The organism is Pseudomonas sp. RC3H12 (genome assembly GCF_018596375.1).
In the GTDB taxonomy this organism is placed as follows: domain Bacteria; phylum Pseudomonadota; class Gammaproteobacteria; order Pseudomonadales; family Pseudomonadaceae; genus Aquipseudomonas.
In genome coordinates, this window is sequence record NZ_CP075595.1 from 4,095,445 (window position 1) to 4,112,283 (window position 16,839).

Annotated in this window: 15 protein-coding genes, 1 other RNA gene and 2 pseudogenes; 7 read left to right on the forward strand and 11 right to left on the reverse strand. The window is 56.0% G+C overall.

Annotated elements, in window-relative coordinates; genetic code table 11:
* Positions 1–46 precede the first annotated feature (46 nt).
* Positions 47–436: a transfer-messenger RNA gene (gene ssrA / locus KHO27_RS18615) on the forward strand.
* 48 nt (positions 437–484) lie between these two features.
* On the opposite strand, the gene KHO27_RS18620 is transcribed toward ssrA, so the two are convergent.
* From KHO27_RS18620 to tnpB, 3 genes and pseudogenes are all read right to left on the reverse strand, one after another.
* Positions 485–733: a hypothetical protein gene (locus KHO27_RS18620; RefSeq protein ID WP_214500611.1), complete on the reverse strand. Its 249-nt coding sequence runs from the start codon at positions 731–733 to the stop codon at positions 485–487.
* A gap of 536 nt (positions 734–1,269) precedes the next feature.
* A pseudogene (tnpC, locus tag KHO27_RS18625) lies at positions 1,270–2,700 on the reverse strand (IS66 family transposase); the annotation flags it as partial.
* A 107-nt stretch (positions 2,701–2,807) separates the two neighbouring features.
* The gene (gene tnpB / locus KHO27_RS18630) at positions 2,808–3,077 is read right to left on the reverse strand and encodes an IS66 family insertion sequence element accessory protein TnpB (protein ID WP_250888379.1); all 270 of its coding nucleotides are present in this window, start codon (positions 3,075–3,077) and stop codon (positions 2,808–2,810) included.
* Positions 3,078–3,209: 132 nt separating this feature from the next.
* Here tnpB and KHO27_RS26280 point away from each other — a divergent pair.
* Positions 3,210–3,452 (forward strand): annotated as a pseudogene (locus tag KHO27_RS26280) (hypothetical protein); the annotation flags it as partial.
* Between the two features lie 326 nt (positions 3,453–3,778).
* Here the strand turns inward: KHO27_RS26280 and KHO27_RS26410 are convergent.
* Together KHO27_RS26410 and KHO27_RS18640 are read right to left on the reverse strand one after the other, a co-directional pair.
* Positions 3,779–4,015 carry a helix-turn-helix domain-containing protein gene (locus KHO27_RS26410; RefSeq protein WP_214500612.1) on the reverse strand — a complete coding sequence of 79 codons (237 nt, stop codon included), beginning with the start codon at positions 4,013–4,015 and terminating at the stop codon, positions 3,779–3,781.
* A 183-nt stretch (positions 4,016–4,198) separates the two neighbouring features.
* Positions 4,199–5,098 carry a DNA adenine methylase gene (locus tag KHO27_RS18640; protein ID WP_250888380.1) on the reverse strand — a complete coding sequence of 300 codons (900 nt, stop codon included), beginning with the start codon at positions 5,096–5,098 and terminating at the stop codon, positions 4,199–4,201.
* A gap of 68 nt (positions 5,099–5,166) precedes the next feature.
* Between KHO27_RS18640 and KHO27_RS26415 the strand changes: the two genes are divergently transcribed.
* A complete protein-coding gene (locus tag KHO27_RS26415) occupies positions 5,167–5,385 on the forward strand; it encodes a helix-turn-helix domain-containing protein (RefSeq protein WP_052022139.1) in 219 nt (72 codons plus the stop codon).
* A complete protein-coding gene (locus KHO27_RS18650) occupies positions 5,375–6,238 on the forward strand; it encodes a DUF7687 domain-containing protein (protein WP_214500613.1) in 864 nt (287 codons plus the stop codon). Before KHO27_RS26415 ends, KHO27_RS18650 begins: the two co-directional genes overlap by 11 nt.
* Positions 6,239–6,893: 655 nt before the next feature.
* Here KHO27_RS18650 and KHO27_RS18655 read toward each other — a convergent pair.
* Positions 6,894–7,805: a restriction endonuclease gene (locus KHO27_RS18655; protein ID WP_214500614.1), complete on the reverse strand. Its 912-nt coding sequence runs from the start codon at positions 7,803–7,805 to the stop codon at positions 6,894–6,896.
* Positions 7,806–7,957: 152 nt separating this feature from the next.
* Here KHO27_RS18655 and KHO27_RS18660 point away from each other — a divergent pair, with 152 nt between their 5' ends.
* Positions 7,958–9,433: a DUF726 domain-containing protein gene (locus tag KHO27_RS18660; protein WP_214500615.1), complete on the forward strand. Its 1,476-nt coding sequence runs from the start codon at positions 7,958–7,960 to the stop codon at positions 9,431–9,433.
* A 48-nt stretch (positions 9,434–9,481) separates the two neighbouring features.
* Here KHO27_RS18660 and KHO27_RS18665 read toward each other — a convergent pair whose 3' ends face one another.
* The 4 genes from KHO27_RS18665 to KHO27_RS18680 form a co-directional block, all read right to left on the reverse strand.
* Positions 9,482–11,227 carry a LeoA/HP0731 family dynamin-like GTPase gene (locus KHO27_RS18665; protein WP_214500616.1) on the reverse strand — a complete coding sequence of 582 codons (1,746 nt, stop codon included), beginning with the start codon at positions 11,225–11,227 and terminating at the stop codon, positions 9,482–9,484.
* A complete protein-coding gene (locus KHO27_RS18670) occupies positions 11,214–12,845 on the reverse strand; it encodes a GTPase (protein WP_214500617.1) in 1,632 nt (543 codons plus the stop codon). Before KHO27_RS18670 ends, KHO27_RS18665 begins: the two co-directional genes overlap by 14 nt.
* 48 nt (positions 12,846–12,893) lie before the next feature.
* Positions 12,894–13,769 carry a putative GTPase gene (locus tag KHO27_RS18675; protein WP_198754726.1) on the reverse strand — a complete coding sequence of 292 codons (876 nt, stop codon included), beginning with the start codon at positions 13,767–13,769 and terminating at the stop codon, positions 12,894–12,896.
* Between the two features lie 271 nt (positions 13,770–14,040).
* Positions 14,041–14,304, reverse strand: a complete 264-nt coding sequence (locus KHO27_RS18680; RefSeq protein ID WP_214500618.1) for a hypothetical protein — start codon at positions 14,302–14,304, stop codon at positions 14,041–14,043.
* A 120-nt stretch (positions 14,305–14,424) separates the two neighbouring features.
* Between KHO27_RS18680 and KHO27_RS18685 the strand changes: the two genes are divergently transcribed.
* On the forward strand, positions 14,425–15,297 hold the full coding sequence (locus tag KHO27_RS18685) for a helix-turn-helix transcriptional regulator (RefSeq protein ID WP_214500619.1): 873 nt from the start codon (positions 14,425–14,427) through the stop codon (positions 15,295–15,297).
* Positions 15,298–15,622: 325 nt separating this feature from the next.
* Positions 15,623–15,904 carry a hypothetical protein gene (locus KHO27_RS18690; protein WP_214500620.1) on the forward strand — a complete coding sequence of 94 codons (282 nt, stop codon included), beginning with the start codon at positions 15,623–15,625 and terminating at the stop codon, positions 15,902–15,904.
* A 50-nt stretch (positions 15,905–15,954) separates the two neighbouring features.
* Here the strand turns inward: KHO27_RS18690 and KHO27_RS18695 are convergent, their stop codons facing one another.
* The gene (locus KHO27_RS18695) at positions 15,955–16,704 is read right to left on the reverse strand and encodes a class I SAM-dependent methyltransferase (RefSeq protein ID WP_214500621.1); all 750 of its coding nucleotides are present in this window, start codon (positions 16,702–16,704) and stop codon (positions 15,955–15,957) included.
* Positions 16,705–16,839 lie beyond the last annotated feature (135 nt).

The following is a 16,839-nucleotide window of genomic DNA, read 5'->3' on the forward strand; positions in this document are numbered from 1 at the left end:
ACTCGCCCTTGCGTGCTGAAAGGCACGTTCAGCTAGAGCTGAGTGTGGGGCCGATTAGGATTCGACGCCGGTAGCGAAACTCTAGGTGCATGCCGAGTTGGTAACAGAACTCGTAAATCCACTGTTGCAACTTTCTATAGTTGCCAATGACGACCAATACGGTGCTGCTCTCGCTGCTTAATTGCAGCTGACATGCACTCCTGGTACCTTCGGGTCCAGCAATCATCAGGGGATGCCTGTAAACCCGAAATGATTGTCATACAGAACAGGATCGTCGTGCAGCACGTTGGGGGCGAAGCGACTAAAACTTACCCAACTCATCCAAAGCACCCTGCCCGTCGGGCGGCTGCGGATTAAATCAGTAGACACGGCTAAGCATGTAGTACCGACAGCGGAGTACTGGCGGACGGGGGTTCAAATCCCCCCGGCTCCACCAAATCCGAAGAAGAAGACGCCCTAGGGCGTCTTTTTTTATGCCTGGGATTCAGTGCCTCAACGGCAGCACGCCGTCACCTTTCCCCTCCTCCTTCATCGCCTCCAGCTTGGCGAACTGCTCGCTGGCCAGCCGGCTGATGATTCGGATCGCCTGATGAATGCCCGCTGTGTTGCGGAAGCTCAGTTGCGGGTTGTGCTCGCACTCCAGCACCTCGTCATGCTGGACCAGCGCCTCGCCTAGCAGCTCGAGAGTCCAGACGTAGCTTTGGAGGGTAGACAGGCGCTCACGGTCAGTCATGGGAAACCTCCCGCTTGGCGCGTTCGGCGAGGGATTGGCTGTCGATCGGGTAAAACGTTGGGGATGGGGTGGCCGCAGGGGTTGGGCGGCGGAGAGCGGATGCGAGGATCCTGCTCAGAATGCGAGTAAGCATGCATGAGACTCCAAGTTTGCGATTTGGAGCTACCACGATCCTTCCTACGGGATTGGGTGGCAGCTGTGCATGGGGTAGGAATACCGGGAAACTTGGAACCCGGCCAGGCCGAAGCCTGCCCACACACAGCCGCCATGACATCGCAGCGGGCGCAAAAAAGGCGCCAGCCGTTGCAATGGGGCGCCTAGTGCGTGCGCCAAGTTTACCAGCAGGTTCCTACACCTGGTCGCGGATTTTGCTGCGACTTGGGGAATGTAGCTCGAGGGCGGATCGATTCGCAACAGTGACGACGGAAGGAAATTTCTCAAAAAAGAGAAGGAAAGAAGACCAGCTGCATAACAATTCGGCATTAGGATGCATGTAGACCTGTCGACCGTTCTTTCAGGTCGACGATGTGGGTTTGATAAGGCTCCTTGCCGTTGGCTTTGGCTGTTTCGACCAGGCTGTAGAGTTGCGCACTGGCTGCCGCACCCTTGGGAGTGTCGCTAAACAGCCAGTTCTTTCGACCGACGACAAACGGGCGGATGGCACGCTCAGAGGCGTTATTGTCGATCGGCAAGTAACCGTGCTCGACGTAACGTTCCAACTTGCTCCAGTTGCTGGCCATATAGCCAATGGCTTTGCCCAAGGCGTTCTGCGTCGTCACCTGGGGCTGGGTTTTCTCTATCCAGCTCTTCAACTGAGCCAACACCGGCAGGCTACGCTCCTCGCGACCAAGTTTGCGTATCTCATCGCTGCTGCCCTTCAGGTCGCGCTCGATGCCATACAGCTTGTTGATCAGGTTCAGGGCAATATCTGCACGTCCGGTTTTACCCTTCGGCTGCACTTTCTGAGCCTCAACGAACTTGCGTCGAGCATGTGCCCAGCAGCCCAATCGCTCGACGCCGTCCTGCGCGGCCAGCGCGTTGTAACCGGCGTAGTCGTCGGTCATAACGTAGCCGCGATAGCCATCCAGCAGGCGCGTCGGCACCTCCTGCGCTCGGCTGGTGGCGTAGTCGAAAAGGATCAGCGGCCGATCAGGTGGGCCGCCGGTTTGTACCCACATCCAGGACTGGCTACTGGGCTCGCGCCCAGGCTCTTTCAACACCTGTACGCGGGTTTCATCGCAGTGGATGATCCGGCTGTTCAACAGGCTCTCGCGCATCAAGTTCAGTAGCGGCAGCAAGTGTTCACCGCACTGGATAATCCAGCGCGCCAAGGTTTGGCGTGGAATATCGATGCCGTGGCGGCCCAGCACTTTTTCGAAACGGTGAAGCGGCAAACCGTCTACTTACTTGGTCGTCAGCAGCATGGCCAGCACGCTGGGGCTGGCCATGCTTTTCTCGATCACTTGGGCAGGCTTGTCTGCCGTCACTGGCGCTGACTCGCAGTCGCGGCAGCCGTAGACCTTGCGAAGGTGCTTGATGACCCGAATTTGCATCGGGACGATTTCAAGTTGCTCACTAACTTCTTCGCCAATGACGTGTTTGCGGCAGCCGCAAGCACAGGTCAGCTCATGTTCAGGCAGTTCGTGGGTGATTTCGATACGCGGCAAATCAGCGGGCAGCGGTTTGCGTTTGCCACGGCGCTTGGTTGGCGCAACCACCTCTTCCTCGGCGGTTTCATCGATGGACTCAGCAAGGCTTTCCGGCTCGTTGAACAGAAGCAACTGCGGTGTTGCCGAGTCACCTGTCTGCTCGCTCTTGCGGCCGAACAGGCGCTGGCGCAACAGCGCAACTTCCTCTTCAAGATGAACAATTTTGCCCTTGTCGGACGCACGTTCATTGATCATTTGCTCAAGCAATTGCTTGAGCAAAACAGGATCGTCAGGGAGGTTTTCGGGCATGGAAATCATGCCGCGGACTATACCGAATCAGGCGACGTAGCGAGGCGTCAAAACCTGATGAGGACGGTTGCGCCACAGGTCCAAGCCGTCGAGTAGCCAGTTGAGTTCCTGAACGGTCAGGACGATGGCGACGTCGCTCGGATCAGGCGATGTTTTGAACCGGCGGAGTCCAGGCGCTTGAGCCAAAGGCAGAACCCGTTGCGCTCCCAGTACAAGATCTTCACGCGGTTGCGCGGCTTGTTGAGGAACACGAAAAGCACGGGGTCGAACACCGCCACCTTGATATCCAGTTCGACCAGCGCGGCCAGTCCATCGATGGACTTTCGAAAATCGACAGGTTTTGGATAGAGATAGACTTTTTCGACTTTGGCGTCGGGACGCATCATGACGTGCGGGCTCCAGAATGAAATCGGGAGCACAGCATCCTGGTTCAGTCGAGCGCTTTGAATGTGGGGTTCATGGAGCGCTTACGTTGGACGGAGGGCTATTTCAGCACAGGTCAGGCGGCCTGTGCTGACTTGATCGGAGAATCCTTAACTGGCGTTCTGACCGGCTCGCACGTGACCCGGCAACGCCATGTACGCCAGGCGAAGATCATCCAGGCAGAAATCGCACAGCGTTGGCAGCGAGAAGCACGTTGGACTTGGCAGAGAAAGCATTTGGTTTGGTTTCTCGAGCATTACCTTGACTCGCGCAATGAGTCAACGCGCTATTACTACTTGCTGACAGTGCGCCTCCTCGCCCGTCGACTAAAAAACAGTAGGTATTCAGACACTATGGGACGCGTATTGAAACTTCATCGCGCTTTCATCCAGACCAACCCCACCCTCGCTAGACCGTTTTAGTATCGATTTGTATCAATGGCGCATTAATTGTCGCTAACTGGCTAGTTGTTAGCATTCTCCAAAGCTCCAATCTCACGTACTTGGCTTGTCCCTAGACAAACAACGGCGCATCCATATTCCCGCTATTTCTGTAGACAGGTACCGCTGATGGTAATTTCGTCATTTTTCCGCAACCGCGCATGGATATGCTGGCGATCTAATAACATTACCCATGTGCGCCCGGTACGTCTTGGTGAATTCATTCAGATCAGACCAAATTCCGTAATTTTCTTTCGAAATGTAGCCCTGCTAATACCTAGTACTTTCGTTGCTAGGCTCTGATTCTCTCCGCAATGCCGAAATACAAAGCTGAACAATTCACGCTCAACCTCACCAGTAACAACCTTGTAGATTCCACCGTTTGGAATCTCACCATCAAGAATCTCTAAATAACTATTAACAGCTATGATAACTGAATTTCTAAGATTCACATTATGCATAATTAACTCATACTTAAAAACCACAAGCCAACAATAATAAATATCTTACGGGTCACCATTCATCTTAAACACTTTGACATCATCATATCCACCCCAATAAAAACCTCACTTTATGCGGGCTAATATGCCCGCATGACAACCGATTTACCGAAGCCCCATAAACAATCAGCCCAAGCCACTTTATTAGTACGTCAGTAGCAACCGATCTGTAACCAAATGCCCTTCTAAACTCTTTCCATCCATTTGAAATCGTTTCAGCATTGAACGACCAACATTTATGAACACTTCTTGCTCAAACAATCCTTCAGGCACATCCACATCACATAGCTTCTTTCCGGAAAACTTCGTCCCATCAATACTCAATGCAACATAAACACCACGACGCTTACATTCATCTATTTTTTTCAGCAAGCGACTGAGAGAGAAGGACTGAGCACCATATAAAATTGCTTGACTATCAACGTAGGGTGGGTCGCAATAAACCAAATCACCTCGCTTGGCTTTATCCATCGACTCTTCAAAATCACATAAGAAGAACTCAACACCTTTTGTTCTCTCGCTCCACAAATCAACCCTTTGAGAAAATTTTTCAGGCGGCATAGGGTTGTGTGCCCCGCAAGGGGTGGACATAAAACCATCTTTTTTCCGGAATCTCACTACCCCGCCGTAGCAGGAGCGAAGTATAAAGACGAGATCAGCACCGTTAGGAGTGGAATTATAAGAGTCCAGAACCTTCTTATATGCTTCTTTTTTCCCTAATACAGCTATTAACTCATGTCGGTCCTGATACCATTTTTTAAGCGACTCTTTGTCACTATGTAACGCCGTCCAAATTTCTACAAGCGGGGGAAACACGTCACTTGCTATAGCCTTGGTTGGGTTTAAGGTTCCGAGGACGCCCCCACTCCCCAAAAACGGCTCGAAATATGTGCCATAACGCTCAGGAAAATAACTAATAATATCTTCAGCTTGTTTTTGCTTATTACCTACCCACTTCAGTAGCTGGCTTTTGAACGCTTTGGACTTTAGAGGCAGGGGTTTCAGTTCCTCTGTCTCAAAAAAATCTCGCTGTACTTGCCCCACTTTGCCACCCCCTGCAATGATCAATATTCTGATTTTGAATATCCTATCAGATATTTTATATTCCGTAAATGGCTAAAATTCATAGATATCACTTACTTCTTCGCCAATATCGTCTTGAGAATGGAATTACTCAAGCGCAACTTGCTGAGCGAATCAATGAAACACAATCGTTTGTTAGTAAATACGAGAGCGGTGAACAGCGATTAGATTTATATGAGCTAGAAAAAATTTGCGATGCCATTGGAGTACCATTAATGGATTTTATAAGGAAATATCTTGAAAGCTGATATCCGTTTTTTGAGCCAGACTAGAGAGTTTTGGGCCAATGTTCGCACTATTAGTCAGGAGGTCGGTTACACAGACAGAGCCAGCAAAACCATTCTCATACCCAACCGACAGCAACTACACCATGCTTTCAATAAGCTGGACTTATCATTAGCCCATATTGAAGACCCTTACGGGAACCTTACACAATTTGGCAATGTATTGATCGACTATTTCACTTACCGCTCTGAGATATTGAACAACTTTGTTCGTGGAAACTTGATGAACAAAGAACAAGCTGAAGAAGCCTTCAATCAACTTTACTACCAACTTCACCCCAGTTGCCCATTGCCTCTAAACAAACAGAAGGCCGAAAAGAAAAATTATGCCTTCCTTACTGGCATGGTTAATATGTTGGTTGAAGCAAATATCGGGGCGCACAACTGCGACTACGACCCAAGAAGTTTGACAACCGTTACCCACAATCGCATGCCTTTGAGAACACTGTCCCGTAGGGTAGACGGCGCATTTCCAGCTGTAATTAATCCCATCGCCATATGGGAAATCAAAGAATATTATTACACAACAACTTTCGGCAGCCGTGTTGCTGACGGCGTGTACGAATCTCTATTAGACGGCATGGAACTCACCGAATTAGAACAAGCAGGGCATAAGCGAGTGCATCACATGTTAGTAGTCGATGATTATTTCACGTGGTGGGAATGCGGCCGATCTTACCTGTGTAGAATCATTGATATGCTGCACATGGGGTATATTGATGAGGTAATTTTTGGCCGAGAAGTTCTTTATAGACTTCCTGTTCTTGTTAGAGAATGGAGACAACAACTTGAAGCGCGCCAAGTATTCATGCGCTGATATTATCTCTGCATAAAATCCACGCAAAATTGCGTAACACTGCTCACTTCGGACCGCAAAGTGGCTCTGGCAATTTTAAGTGAACAGCATCCCGCCAAATGGCGGTTTTTATTGCTAAGTAAAAACCCAAAGCATGGTAATGTAACACACCCCAAATAGATCATTTTTAAAAATGGCGGCTAGATTGAGTACGAACTTCAATCTATGGAACAAATTATGGAACTAGCACGTAAAGCCTGGCCCCCCAAGGCCAAATCCATCACCTCTTTACGTCAGGGATGCAGGCTTTTATTTGGTTCTTTACGGAGTTCAGGAAAAAACAGAAACAAGAACGCCGGTTTGATGGATGATGTTCGTGCGAGCAAACACATCTACAAACCAGCGTTCTTGTATACGATATTAATACGTTCTTGCCCTTTGGGAGGCCTTTTCTATCATCGTCATCTGATGATCGAAGCACTATTATCATCATGTGATAGCGCCAACCCGTCGGTACGATATAGCTTTTCTTGGTTTCAAAAATCCTCATCTCGGCATTTCTAATGCCGGACGGTATTCCAGCTGGTACTCCAAGACTAAAATTGAATTTATTTTAGTTAAAAAATTCAATGATATACAGAACCAATTCAACTTCCCCCGGCTCCACCACACCACCTCACTCCCCTGCAAAATAGTCACTATCCACCTGCTTAACCTCATACACCTGCTTAACACTCACCCCCAGATTATTCTCAACCATCAACCTGGCCAGCTCGCCCCCATCGATCAGCACCACCTTGATATCCAGCCCCAACGCCGCTTCCCGCGCCCCCACCGAAAACTCCGAAGTGGTGATGAACACCCCCTTGCGCGCCCGCTGTCGGGTCAACGCGCCGATGAACTTGTCGATCTCCGGCCGGTGCACCGTATTGGTCCAACGCTTGGCTTGCAGGTAGATCACATCCAGGCCGAGCTTGTCCTCCTTAATGATGCCGTCGATCCCATCATCATTGGTGGCCTGGGTGGCTTTGCCGGCTTCCTTGCGCGAGCCGCCATATCCCATGGCCAACATCAGGTCGACCACTAGCTGCTCAAAAAATCCCGGGCTTGCCGCCCTCACCTGCGCCAACAACTCTTCCTCGAGCGATTGCAGCAGCGCCTGATGGGCAATGTTCAATTGCTCGTCCGGTGTCGTGTCACCCTCGTCCAGGTCTGGGATTGCGGGGGCACTCACCACTTGCGGTCTGGCGGTGTGGAAATCGGCAAATTCGGGAAACTGTTTCAGCCAGCGCACGGTGATGCGCGCCGGGCCGCTGATCAAGGCCTCACGGCCGCGAACGGTAATCTGGACCATGCCCTTGGCCGGGATGGTCAGCAGCCCTGCCTTGTTCAAGTACGTACGCGCCCAGCCCACGCGGTTGTTGATCACCGTTTGATTGCCTGATGGCAGGCGCTCCTTGCGCTCGTCCTCTGTCAGCTGGAACTGCTCTGCAATACGCTCACGCAGCTCACTGAGCGCCAGCGGCATACCGTCCTCGACAGCAGACAGCACTGGACGCATCACACTTTGAAAATCCGGGATCGACACATTGACTCCTTGTTCGCGTTCACCGTGCAGGGTGAACCTCAATCGCCACCAAGGCAAACGGACCTATCGAAAACACACTAAGTACAGCCGTTTACAGCAACAGGGCCAAATGCCGTCATCCCTCCCCCCTCCACCTCAGGCAAGCCAACCGCGTGGACCACAACTTCAAATTCCTCACCCTCCCCCACCGCTCCGGCGAGGTCGCGAACGTCTTCATCCACGGCTATTCGGCCGGCCACGACATGGAAGACCGCTGCAAACTGCGCAAGTACATTCCAACGTCCCTGCACAATTGCATCAACATCTTCGCCTTCTGGCCTTCCGGCCATTGGGCGCAGTTCGACAGTGCCTCCAGCGGTGGCGTGGCAGCGCTCGCCCGGATCAACGCGCTGGCCGGTGCGGGGGCCGCGGCGATTGATCGCGCCATGCACTTCAACTCGAGCCGCAACCGCGCCACCGATATGGGCAAACAGCTGCTCGGGCAACTGGAGCGCTACCTGCTCAAACATCACCCGTACGTGTCGAAGGTCAATCTGGTCGGGCATTCGCTCGGCGGCAGGGTCGTGGTCAGTGCCTTGCTCGACTTACTGGACAAGCCCGCCCACGAAGGCCTGGAAGTGGGCGAGGTGCTGTTGATGGCGGCAGCGGCCGAGCTGTCTGCGGAACAGGCGCAGGCGATCCGGCAACGCACCAAGTGCAAGCTGTACAACGCCTACTCCGAGGATGATCGCATCCTGCAGTTGAATCTCGGGGAAGACAGCATTGGCCGCCGGCCCATCGACAACTTCGAAGACGTCATGAACGTGCACATGAAGTCTTTCGGGCATACCGACTACTGGGAGAACCTGGAGAAGGTACTGCGCAAATCGCGCTTCCACGGGTACACCGGCGGCCTGCCGCGTTCGAATCAGCCTGAGCCGGTCATCAAGGACCCCGACCCCGTCGTCACCGACCACCTGCTCTACGACCTGCTCGAACTGACCAGCGACCGTATTCGCGGTCAAGTCGCCAAGCACCTGCGCAGCAGCAGTTGGACGAAGCTGGAAGCCGAGCCCGCGCTGTACCCGTTGACCCAGGAACTCCAACTGCTGGGTGGGCACTGCCTGGTTAACCTGGCACGGGGCCGGGGCCTCAAGTACGTGCAGATCCTGCTCATGCTGGCGCAGCACTATGGCCTGGTGAACGAGCTGCACGACTGTGCCCAGGTGGTGGAAATGGAGGCGCTGCTGATCAGCAAGTGCTTCCACTCTTCATTCGGCGAAAAGCATCTGCTCGCCTCGCGGCAGGATATCGTCCAGCACCTGGAGGCGATGACCGAGCAAGGCTATTTCGAACAGGTCGACGCCCTGGCTGCGAGCCTTACCGTGACCTCTTACTTCTCGACGCCCGAGGCGCCTGCGCCTGCGTATTGCAAAAGCGATTCGACCTTGCCGAGCGGCACCACGGAAATCGCACTCGCTTCGGCCTCGGCGCTGTCAGCGCTAAGCGACCTGATCCCGACCGAACGTATCAAGGCCGCGGTGACCAATCTAAAGAGCGCGGTAAAACCGGGCTATTCGGCGCTGATACCCGTTGTCGCGATCCTGTTCTATGCGCGTCTGAAGCTGAACAACGAAGGCTTGCTCTGACGCCATCGCACAGCCTGGCCAGCCCTGAGGCCGGCCAGGCCTGTACCGTTATACCACCCGATACTCGCCCTCGATCACGCCCTGCGCGTCGAACGCCTGGTTCAGGTGCGTCTCCAGCTCCGCCAGTTGTTGCTGGCGCTTGCGCAGGTTCTCGAGGTTCGCCTCCTGCTCGGCCAGGATTGTCTCGAACGCCTTGATCTGCGGCGCGAAGATCTCCATCACCTTTTCCGGGTCCTTGAGCAACCTCATCGGCTCGGCAAAGTGGCTCTTGACCACCTCGGCCAGGTCGCCCTGCAACTGCTTGAGCTCATTCTCCGCCCGCTGCTGCTGGGCGACGCTGATGACGTCGGTCAGAACCTGGATGCCGGCACCGATCGGCCCGGCCCAGCGGCTGATGTTGGCGGCCAGCTTGGTCGCCTCCCAGGGCTTGAACTTGTAGACATAGCCTGTGAGGTTCTTGAGGGTCTCGCGGGCCAGGAACACACCGTTTTTGATGCTCTCGACGGGGATCTTCGACACCGCGCTCAGCGCCCGGCTTGAGGCCGACAGTGCTGAGGCAGTGATGCTGTCGGCAAAGTCCGAAGAGCTGTCGAGCTGATGTTCGATCTTGGCGCTGATGCCGCTCATGATGCTCGAGGACTGGTTGAACGCGGTGCTGAACAGGTGGTCGATGCGAAAACGCAGTTTTTCGCCAATATCGTCGTTGGTGAAGCCGATCTGCGCTTCGAGGAAGGGCCGCACCTGGTCGCGCGGCAGGGTGCGGATGCTGTTGAGCAGGTCGGTCTCGAGGTTGTTCAGTTCCTCGTAGAGGTTGCCGACCGTCGCCAGTACCTTGCGCTTGCCCTCGGCGATGTCTTCCTGGATGCGCGCCGAATCGCGGCGCTGGTTGTCGGCCAGCAGCTTGAAGCGGATCAGTTCGTCCTGCGCCATGGCAATCTTCTTGCCCAGCACGTCGCGCACCACGTCGATGCCGGTCTTGCGGATCAGGGTCTCGCGGCCGCTGCCATCGAGCACATGCTGGGTGACCTGCTTGAGTTCACCGATCCGCGAGCGCTGGTCGTACAGATCCTTCTGCGCCAGCCAGAAATCCAGGCCCCGGCTATTGGGATTGGAAGCCACGCACACCACGTTGATCGCCTCGCGCTCAGCCGCGCTGAGGTCGACAAAGCGGCGCAGTTTGTCCAGCAGGTTGTGCTTCTTGATCGTGCTTTGCTGCTCGAACTCCTCGGCGTCGCGCAGGTCGGCCACTTCGTCCATCTTGTTGATGACGAAGATAGTCGAGCTCAACTTGTTGAGGTCGCGCAGCACCCAGCGCACGATGTCCTGGTGGCTTTCCTTGAGCGGGTTGGTGGCGTCGACCACGTAGAAGATCAGATGGGCTTCGGAGATGTAGTTCTTGGTGATATCGCCGTACTGCACCAGGGCGCCACTTTCGGTGGTCTTCTCCTTGTCGCCAAACAAGCCGGGGGTGTCGACGATCTCGCAGCGGTCCTGCAGGTTGTCCGGGCGATAGATCGCCAACGCGTCCGAGGACTCGTTGGTGTCGATCTTCATGTCCTTCATGACCTGGCCGAGCCAGCCGGCCACGACGCTGGTCTTGCCGTCGGAAAACGCGCCCAACAGGGCGATGCGCAAAGCGTCCGACTGCACGTCACCGATGGCCTTGCGGATCTTCTCGATGTCCTGGGACACATCCAGACCCAGCGTCTCAAGCGCCCCCACCAGTGTCTGGAGGTTGTCGAGCGACTTGATGACCTCGGCCTTGCTGGCGTTGAACTGCTTAAATTGTTCCATAGGGTTTGGCTTCCACTTGGTTTTTCAGCGCCTGGAGAGAGGCGATCTTTTCGTCAAACAAGGCGGTGACTTCGTCCATCTTGTCGCGCTCGCTCGACAATTGGCGGAGCACGGAGCCTTCGATCTGTTCCTTGATCTTTGCGAGCATTTCTTTGGTGTCACGCTTGAAGGTTTCGGTCACCTTTTCGCGCTCTGCTCTGATCGCCTTGGCAACCTGCTCCTGAGCATCGGCAATCTTCTTGGCACGGCCTCCGAAAACGTAACTCAGGCCGGCGGCCAGCAGGCCAAACAGGCCTCCAACGATCGCGCCAACGATATTGCCGATGCCCGGGAATACGGTACCGATACCGAAGCCACTCAGGGCGTAACCGCCGACGCTCAACAAAAAGCCACCAAAATCAGAGATGTTGAAACTGATAGCGTCCATGGCGCTGGACAACGACAGTGAACTATTCGCCGCCTCGCTCAAGCGCTGCTGGAAACTCATGCGCTCGGCGTTCTCTTGCAGGCGTTTGACTGCGCGCTCGATAGCCTGCGACAACTCGGCGAGCTGCTGCTCCTGGATCTCCTCCAAACGCTCGGATAGTTGCTCCTGTCCGTCCTCGACATGCTGCTCGATGACCCGCGCCACATCGTCCTTGTTGCTGAAGTGTTCTTCGACCGCCTCGCGCGCCGCGGAGGTCAACTGATTGAAGAAGCGGTCCAGGGCACCGCGGCGCTTGGAACTGAAGCTGCTCTCGAAGTCCTCGACGCTTTTCCGAATGACTTCCTGGCACTCTTTGACTTCCGCGCCGATCTTCTCGGCAAACGCCGTATGCTCGTCGCGTTGCTTGCGCAGATCACTCACGGTGTCCTGCAGCAAACGCACGACCTTGCGCTTGTTGCTTTCGACGATGTCCACCTCGAAGTTGGCGCAGCCATCGCCGATGACCTTGTGCAGCTTGTCCAGCTGGCTGAAGCTGCGCATCGCCTGCTGGCTGATGAAGTCCTGCTTGTAGGCGCGTTGCGACTTGAGCAGGTCGGCACGGCTGGGGTGAATACTGGTCAACCCGCGCTCGTCGAAGGCCACCGAGGTAAACCCGAGCAACCCCTGCAGGCTCTGGCAGCCGCTGACTAGTTCGGCGCCGAGAATACCTTCAAGCACTTCGCGGGTCTGTTCGCGGGTCGCCAACGCATCCTTGTGCGTCCGCTCCAGCGACTCACGGTCGTGGTCGAACTCATAGGAGTCGGCCTTGCCGCGCAGGTTGCAGATGGCATACACCTTCGCATCGCGGTTGAGGTAATGCTTGATCTTCTGGGCGGTCTTTTCTTCGGGCTTCTTGTTGGTGCCGTTCACATAGAACACCAGGTGAGCCTTGGCGATGGCGGCCTGTACCATGGCCTCATACTTGGACTCGTTACCTTCGATGCCCGGCACGTCGATCAACTGGAATCGCTTGCCCTGATGGCTGAACTGGTAGATCACATTGTCCTGGGTGAAATCGGCCTGGCCGGTGCCGACGATCTCGCCGTCGACCTGACCAGCGCAGCGTTGCATCTGTTCGAGTTGCTTCTGTTGCTTCAGCAGGGTGGGCAGCCGGTCGCTGACCAACTCGCTCAACGAATGTTGTTCGCGCATGGGTGTGTCCGCATTCGGTGTATGGAAGTGAGAGCAAACGCCCCTGGCTTACAACAACTGCGCATAACCCAGCGCGCCGGCAATGACACCCACCAGCGCGCCGGCTGCCAGTCCAAGCAGCAGTTTCATTTTTGCCCGCTGCTCCAGCGAGACACGGTCGACCTCGGCCTGACGCTGGCACTCGCCCAATTGTGCCTGGGTGGCCTGCAAATGCTTGGCCTGCTCGGCTAGTTGCTGCTGGCTGCGCTGGAAGTCGTCGCGCACGCCTTGCAGTTGCACGCCGACTTGCTGCAGTTCGCCCTGGGTCTGCGCGAGGTTCTGCTGAGCTTGTGACAGACGTCCCTCGGTGCCCTGCAAGGTCTGCCGGGTGGCGTCGAGGTCGTTGATTGCCAGGCTCAGCCGCTCTTTGCAGTAGTTGTAGTCCTGCTGGCTATCCTCGAGCCGCTGACGGGTACTCTGCAGATCACGCTGGGTCTGATTGACCAACGCACCGATGTCGTCGCCGAGCGCGGCAATGTCTTCGCAGAAACTGACATACCGGGTGCTGAGCTCTTCGATCAGCTCATCGCTCTTGCTCGAGAACACCGCCTGGATGTCGCTGACCGTCGCCTGATTGCGCTGGATCAGTGCCTGGCGTTTCTGCTCTTCGAAAAGAATGCGCAGGCTTTCGATGATGGTGCTCTTGCCCGCGTTGGTTTCACCAAAGAAGGCAATGGTGAAATTTTCCCATTCGGCGTGCTTTTCCAGATAGGCAATCTCACCGTCGAAGCGTGACTTCATTTCACCGAGTTTGCCCTTTACGCTGGCCAGGTGAGCATTGCCCTTGTCGTTGCTCACATCCAGCCTGGCGACATCGTCCAGCGCAGTGGCGATGTCGCTGGCTACGCGAGCGTACAGCTTGGAGAAATCTTGAGCCTTACTCATATCGTTCCCTAATCGGCTGGATCCAATTCGATCTGTTAAGTCGCATTTTGCCACTATCCCTGTCAAGCTCACTTGGGTCGTATCGACACCCACCATTTCGCCAGCGTTCGCGCTATCGGCCCGCCCCAGACCTTGCAGCGCAAGGTCCCGCCACAGCGATGGCAGCAGCCGTACCACTCTTCCGGCAATAAGGCGTCGCTGGTAGGCGCCACGGTCTTGCACCAGCTGCAAGCCTGGCATTTCCACGTATAGGGCATCGGGCGAATCGGCATCAGTGCTTCTCCTCCAGATTTGGGCTGATGTTCAGCCTGTCCATCTGCGCCTTGAGGTTCGCGGTAAGCCGCTGCTGCGCCCGCAGGCTGCGCTTGAGTTCGCGATTCTCGCTTTCGAAGATCTTTGCCCAGCGCAGCATTTCCCGGCAGCGACTCAGTCCCATCCAGATCTCCCGCAGGCGCATGTACTGCACCAGCAGCACCAACAGGATCACCCCAATCAACCCCAGCGCGCCGGTGGTCAACCAGTCATACACACTCATGTTGCCTCTCCCTGATGATGGCCATATGCAAACAATGCAAGACAGACGATATGTAGAGTTAGACTACAGGTCTATAGTGTTGACCTATACAGGTAAAGTATCGGCACACATGGAGGGGCTATGAAACGCAAGCAATCCATCGCTCAGGTTCGCTGGGATCTGGCACTACGCTATCGACTGATCGAAACCGTGGCCTGGTGGGAAGGCCGCCTGACCACGGGCCACCTGATGCAGAGCTTTGGCATCAGCCGTCAGCAGGCATCGAAAGACATCAACACCTACATCAGTGAGCATGCGTCAAGAAACTTGACATATGACAAGCGCATCAAGGGCTATGTGCCGACCCGCCATTTCACGCCGCGCTTCATCGACCTGAGCGCCACCGCCTATCTCGATCTGTTGGCGCAGAACAACGAGCGGGCGCCGCATATCGAGGGGTTGAAGCTCGCCTATGCGCACACCCTGATGCTGCAGGTACCGGATCGCAGCATCCGCCCGGAGATCCTCAGGCCGCTGCTGCGGGCGTGCCGTGAAGGGCTGCGCCTTGAGGTGGAGTACGTGTCGCTGGCCAATCCCGAGCCCGAGATACGCCTGATCGAGCCACACACCCTGGTGCACACCGGGATGCGCTGGCATGTGCGGGCCTACTGCGAGAAGAACGCGGCCTACCGCGATTTCGTGCTCAGCCGCATGCGCGGCGAACCGGAGCTTCTGGACAGCAACGGCAATGGCATCGAGGGAGACGGTGCATGGAACACCGAGGTTGCGGTGATCCTGCAGCCCGACCCGCGCCTGGATGTGGTGCAGCGGGCCATCATCGAGGGTGACTACGGCATGCTCGACGGCCGGCTCGAGATCCCGACTCGCCAGGCGTTGGTCAAGTATGTGCTGCAGCGTTACCAGATAGACGCAAAGAACCTCGATCCGAAGCCAGAGGCGCAGCAGGTTGTCATTGGCAACCTGAATGAATTGAAGCCGTGGCTGTATGACTGATCGGTGGTGATGCCTGCTGATTCGCGCGAGCTTCATTACTATCGGTGGACACTAGATGCGGTGAGCGAGCCCCAGGTGTTTATCGACTCGATGTTCTCCCAGTTTCCATGAAGCACCAGCCGACGCGGTCACTGTAGGAACGGAGCAAGGCTGGGCTATTTCCTAGAGTGGTCGCCAGCGCTTGCGGGCATGGACATAGGCCGCCGGGTCACTATAGCCGAGCTGTGCAGCGATCTGTGTTCGGCTGTCACCCTGCATCTCCAGGTACTGCTCCAGCTCGGCACGAACCCGGTCGAGCAGCACACGAAAACTTGTCCCCTCAGAGTTGGGGCACAAGCCGGCACTGCTGGTCGGGGTGTCCTCTGGCCTGGGCGAGAGCTGCCCGCTGTCTGAATTGCGGGCATCCAGCTACAACCTGCCCCAGCAGTTGATCGTGCGCCAGGTGGAGGACGTGATGAATGGCCCGGAAAGCATCAGCAAGCAAGACCTGCGCATTCGTCGCCGGGCCGACTGGGCGCTTCAGGTACTGGGCGAATATGCCAGGGCGCTCAGGGGGATGAAGGAGCGCGTCGAAATAGAGGATCCGGAGTTCGCCAACGGGATGTGAGGGTTGATGGCCGCTATCGAACGATAGCGGCTGCCTCGGCCTGCGTCCGCTTAACGCCTCGCTTCAATGAGATGACGGGTTGAATGCGCGACAAAAGGCTCCCCCTGCCGCATCTGGTTATCCAGGGCCAGCAACTCAGCGCGGTAATTATCCACAGAGAAGTCCGGCACCCACCATACGCATTTGCAAAGAATCCATACGACTGCACCCACATCATGGAACAGCATGCGGCAGTGGGCTGTACGCAAGTCAGTCACCGTTAGCCCGGCTGCCTGGGCTGCTACTACCTCATCCCGCGGCTCGCGCATTTGCCGTTCACGTGGCAACGGGCCCAGGAAATGCTCGATCAGCTCAAAAGCCGAGGCAGGACCTACGTGCTGGGCGAAGTAATGTCCACCAGGTCGGAGGACGCGATGGATCTCGTGCCAGTCGGGATTCACCGGGTGGCGTGAGGTGACCAGCTCGAACGAGGCGTCGGCGAATGGGAGCGCTGTGCCGGGGGCTACCTCGATGACTTCAACGCCGCGTGGCCCCAGGCGCTCTTGCGCCTTGCGGGCGTTGGGTGGCCAGGCTTCAGTTGCGCACATGAGGGGCGGGAAGCGTGGAGCCTCACCTAGCACCTCCCCGCCGCCGGTATCGAGATCCAGCGCCGCGTGCACGCCGTCCAGACGCTGTGCAAGGAGCTTGGCGTAGCCCCAAGGTGGGCGCTGCTCGGAGGCGCGCCCTGTCAGCCAGTCGAAGCCCCAGCCGGTTACATCTGCAGCACTGGCTTCGGCTAGCAGGTCGTCAAAGGAATTCATTTGAGCGTCCAGGGTAACGTTTGTATGGGGTGCAGTATAAATCGTGTAGGTGCGGGCTTGCGCGGCTGTAGGCCTCAGGGCGCCGCTTACGCGGCGCATCGCCGGCAAGCCGGCTTGTGTCTTGAAAGGCTCTTA

Bases quoted from the DNA above. Each gene is read 5' to 3' on its own strand.
- KHO27_RS18620 (WP_214500611.1), bottom strand. From the start codon at position 733: ATGACTGACCGTGAGCGCCTGTCTACCCTCCAAAGCTACGTCTGGACT.
- tnpB (WP_250888379.1), bottom strand. From the start codon at position 3,077: ATGATGCGTCCCGACGCCAAAGTCGAAAAAGTCTATCTCTATCCAAAA.
- KHO27_RS26410 (WP_214500612.1), bottom strand. From the start codon at position 4,015: ATGCATAATGTGAATCTTAGAAATTCAGTTATCATAGCTGTTAATAGT.
- KHO27_RS26415 (WP_052022139.1), top strand. From the start codon at position 5,167: ATGGCTAAAATTCATAGATATCACTTACTTCTTCGCCAATATCGTCTT.
- KHO27_RS18665 (WP_214500616.1), bottom strand. From the start codon at position 11,227: ATGGAACAATTTAAGCAGTTCAACGCCAGCAAGGCCGAGGTCATCAAG.
- KHO27_RS18670 (WP_214500617.1), bottom strand. From the start codon at position 12,845: ATGCGCGAACAACATTCGTTGAGCGAGTTGGTCAGCGACCGGCTGCCC.
- KHO27_RS18675 (WP_198754726.1), bottom strand. From the start codon at position 13,769: ATGAGTAAGGCTCAAGATTTCTCCAAGCTGTACGCTCGCGTAGCCAGC.
- KHO27_RS18680 (WP_214500618.1), bottom strand. From the start codon at position 14,304: ATGAGTGTGTATGACTGGTTGACCACCGGCGCGCTGGGGTTGATTGGG.
- KHO27_RS18685 (WP_214500619.1), top strand. From the start codon at position 14,425: ATGAAACGCAAGCAATCCATCGCTCAGGTTCGCTGGGATCTGGCACTA.
- KHO27_RS18695 (WP_214500621.1), bottom strand. From the start codon at position 16,704: ATGAATTCCTTTGACGACCTGCTAGCCGAAGCCAGTGCTGCAGATGTA.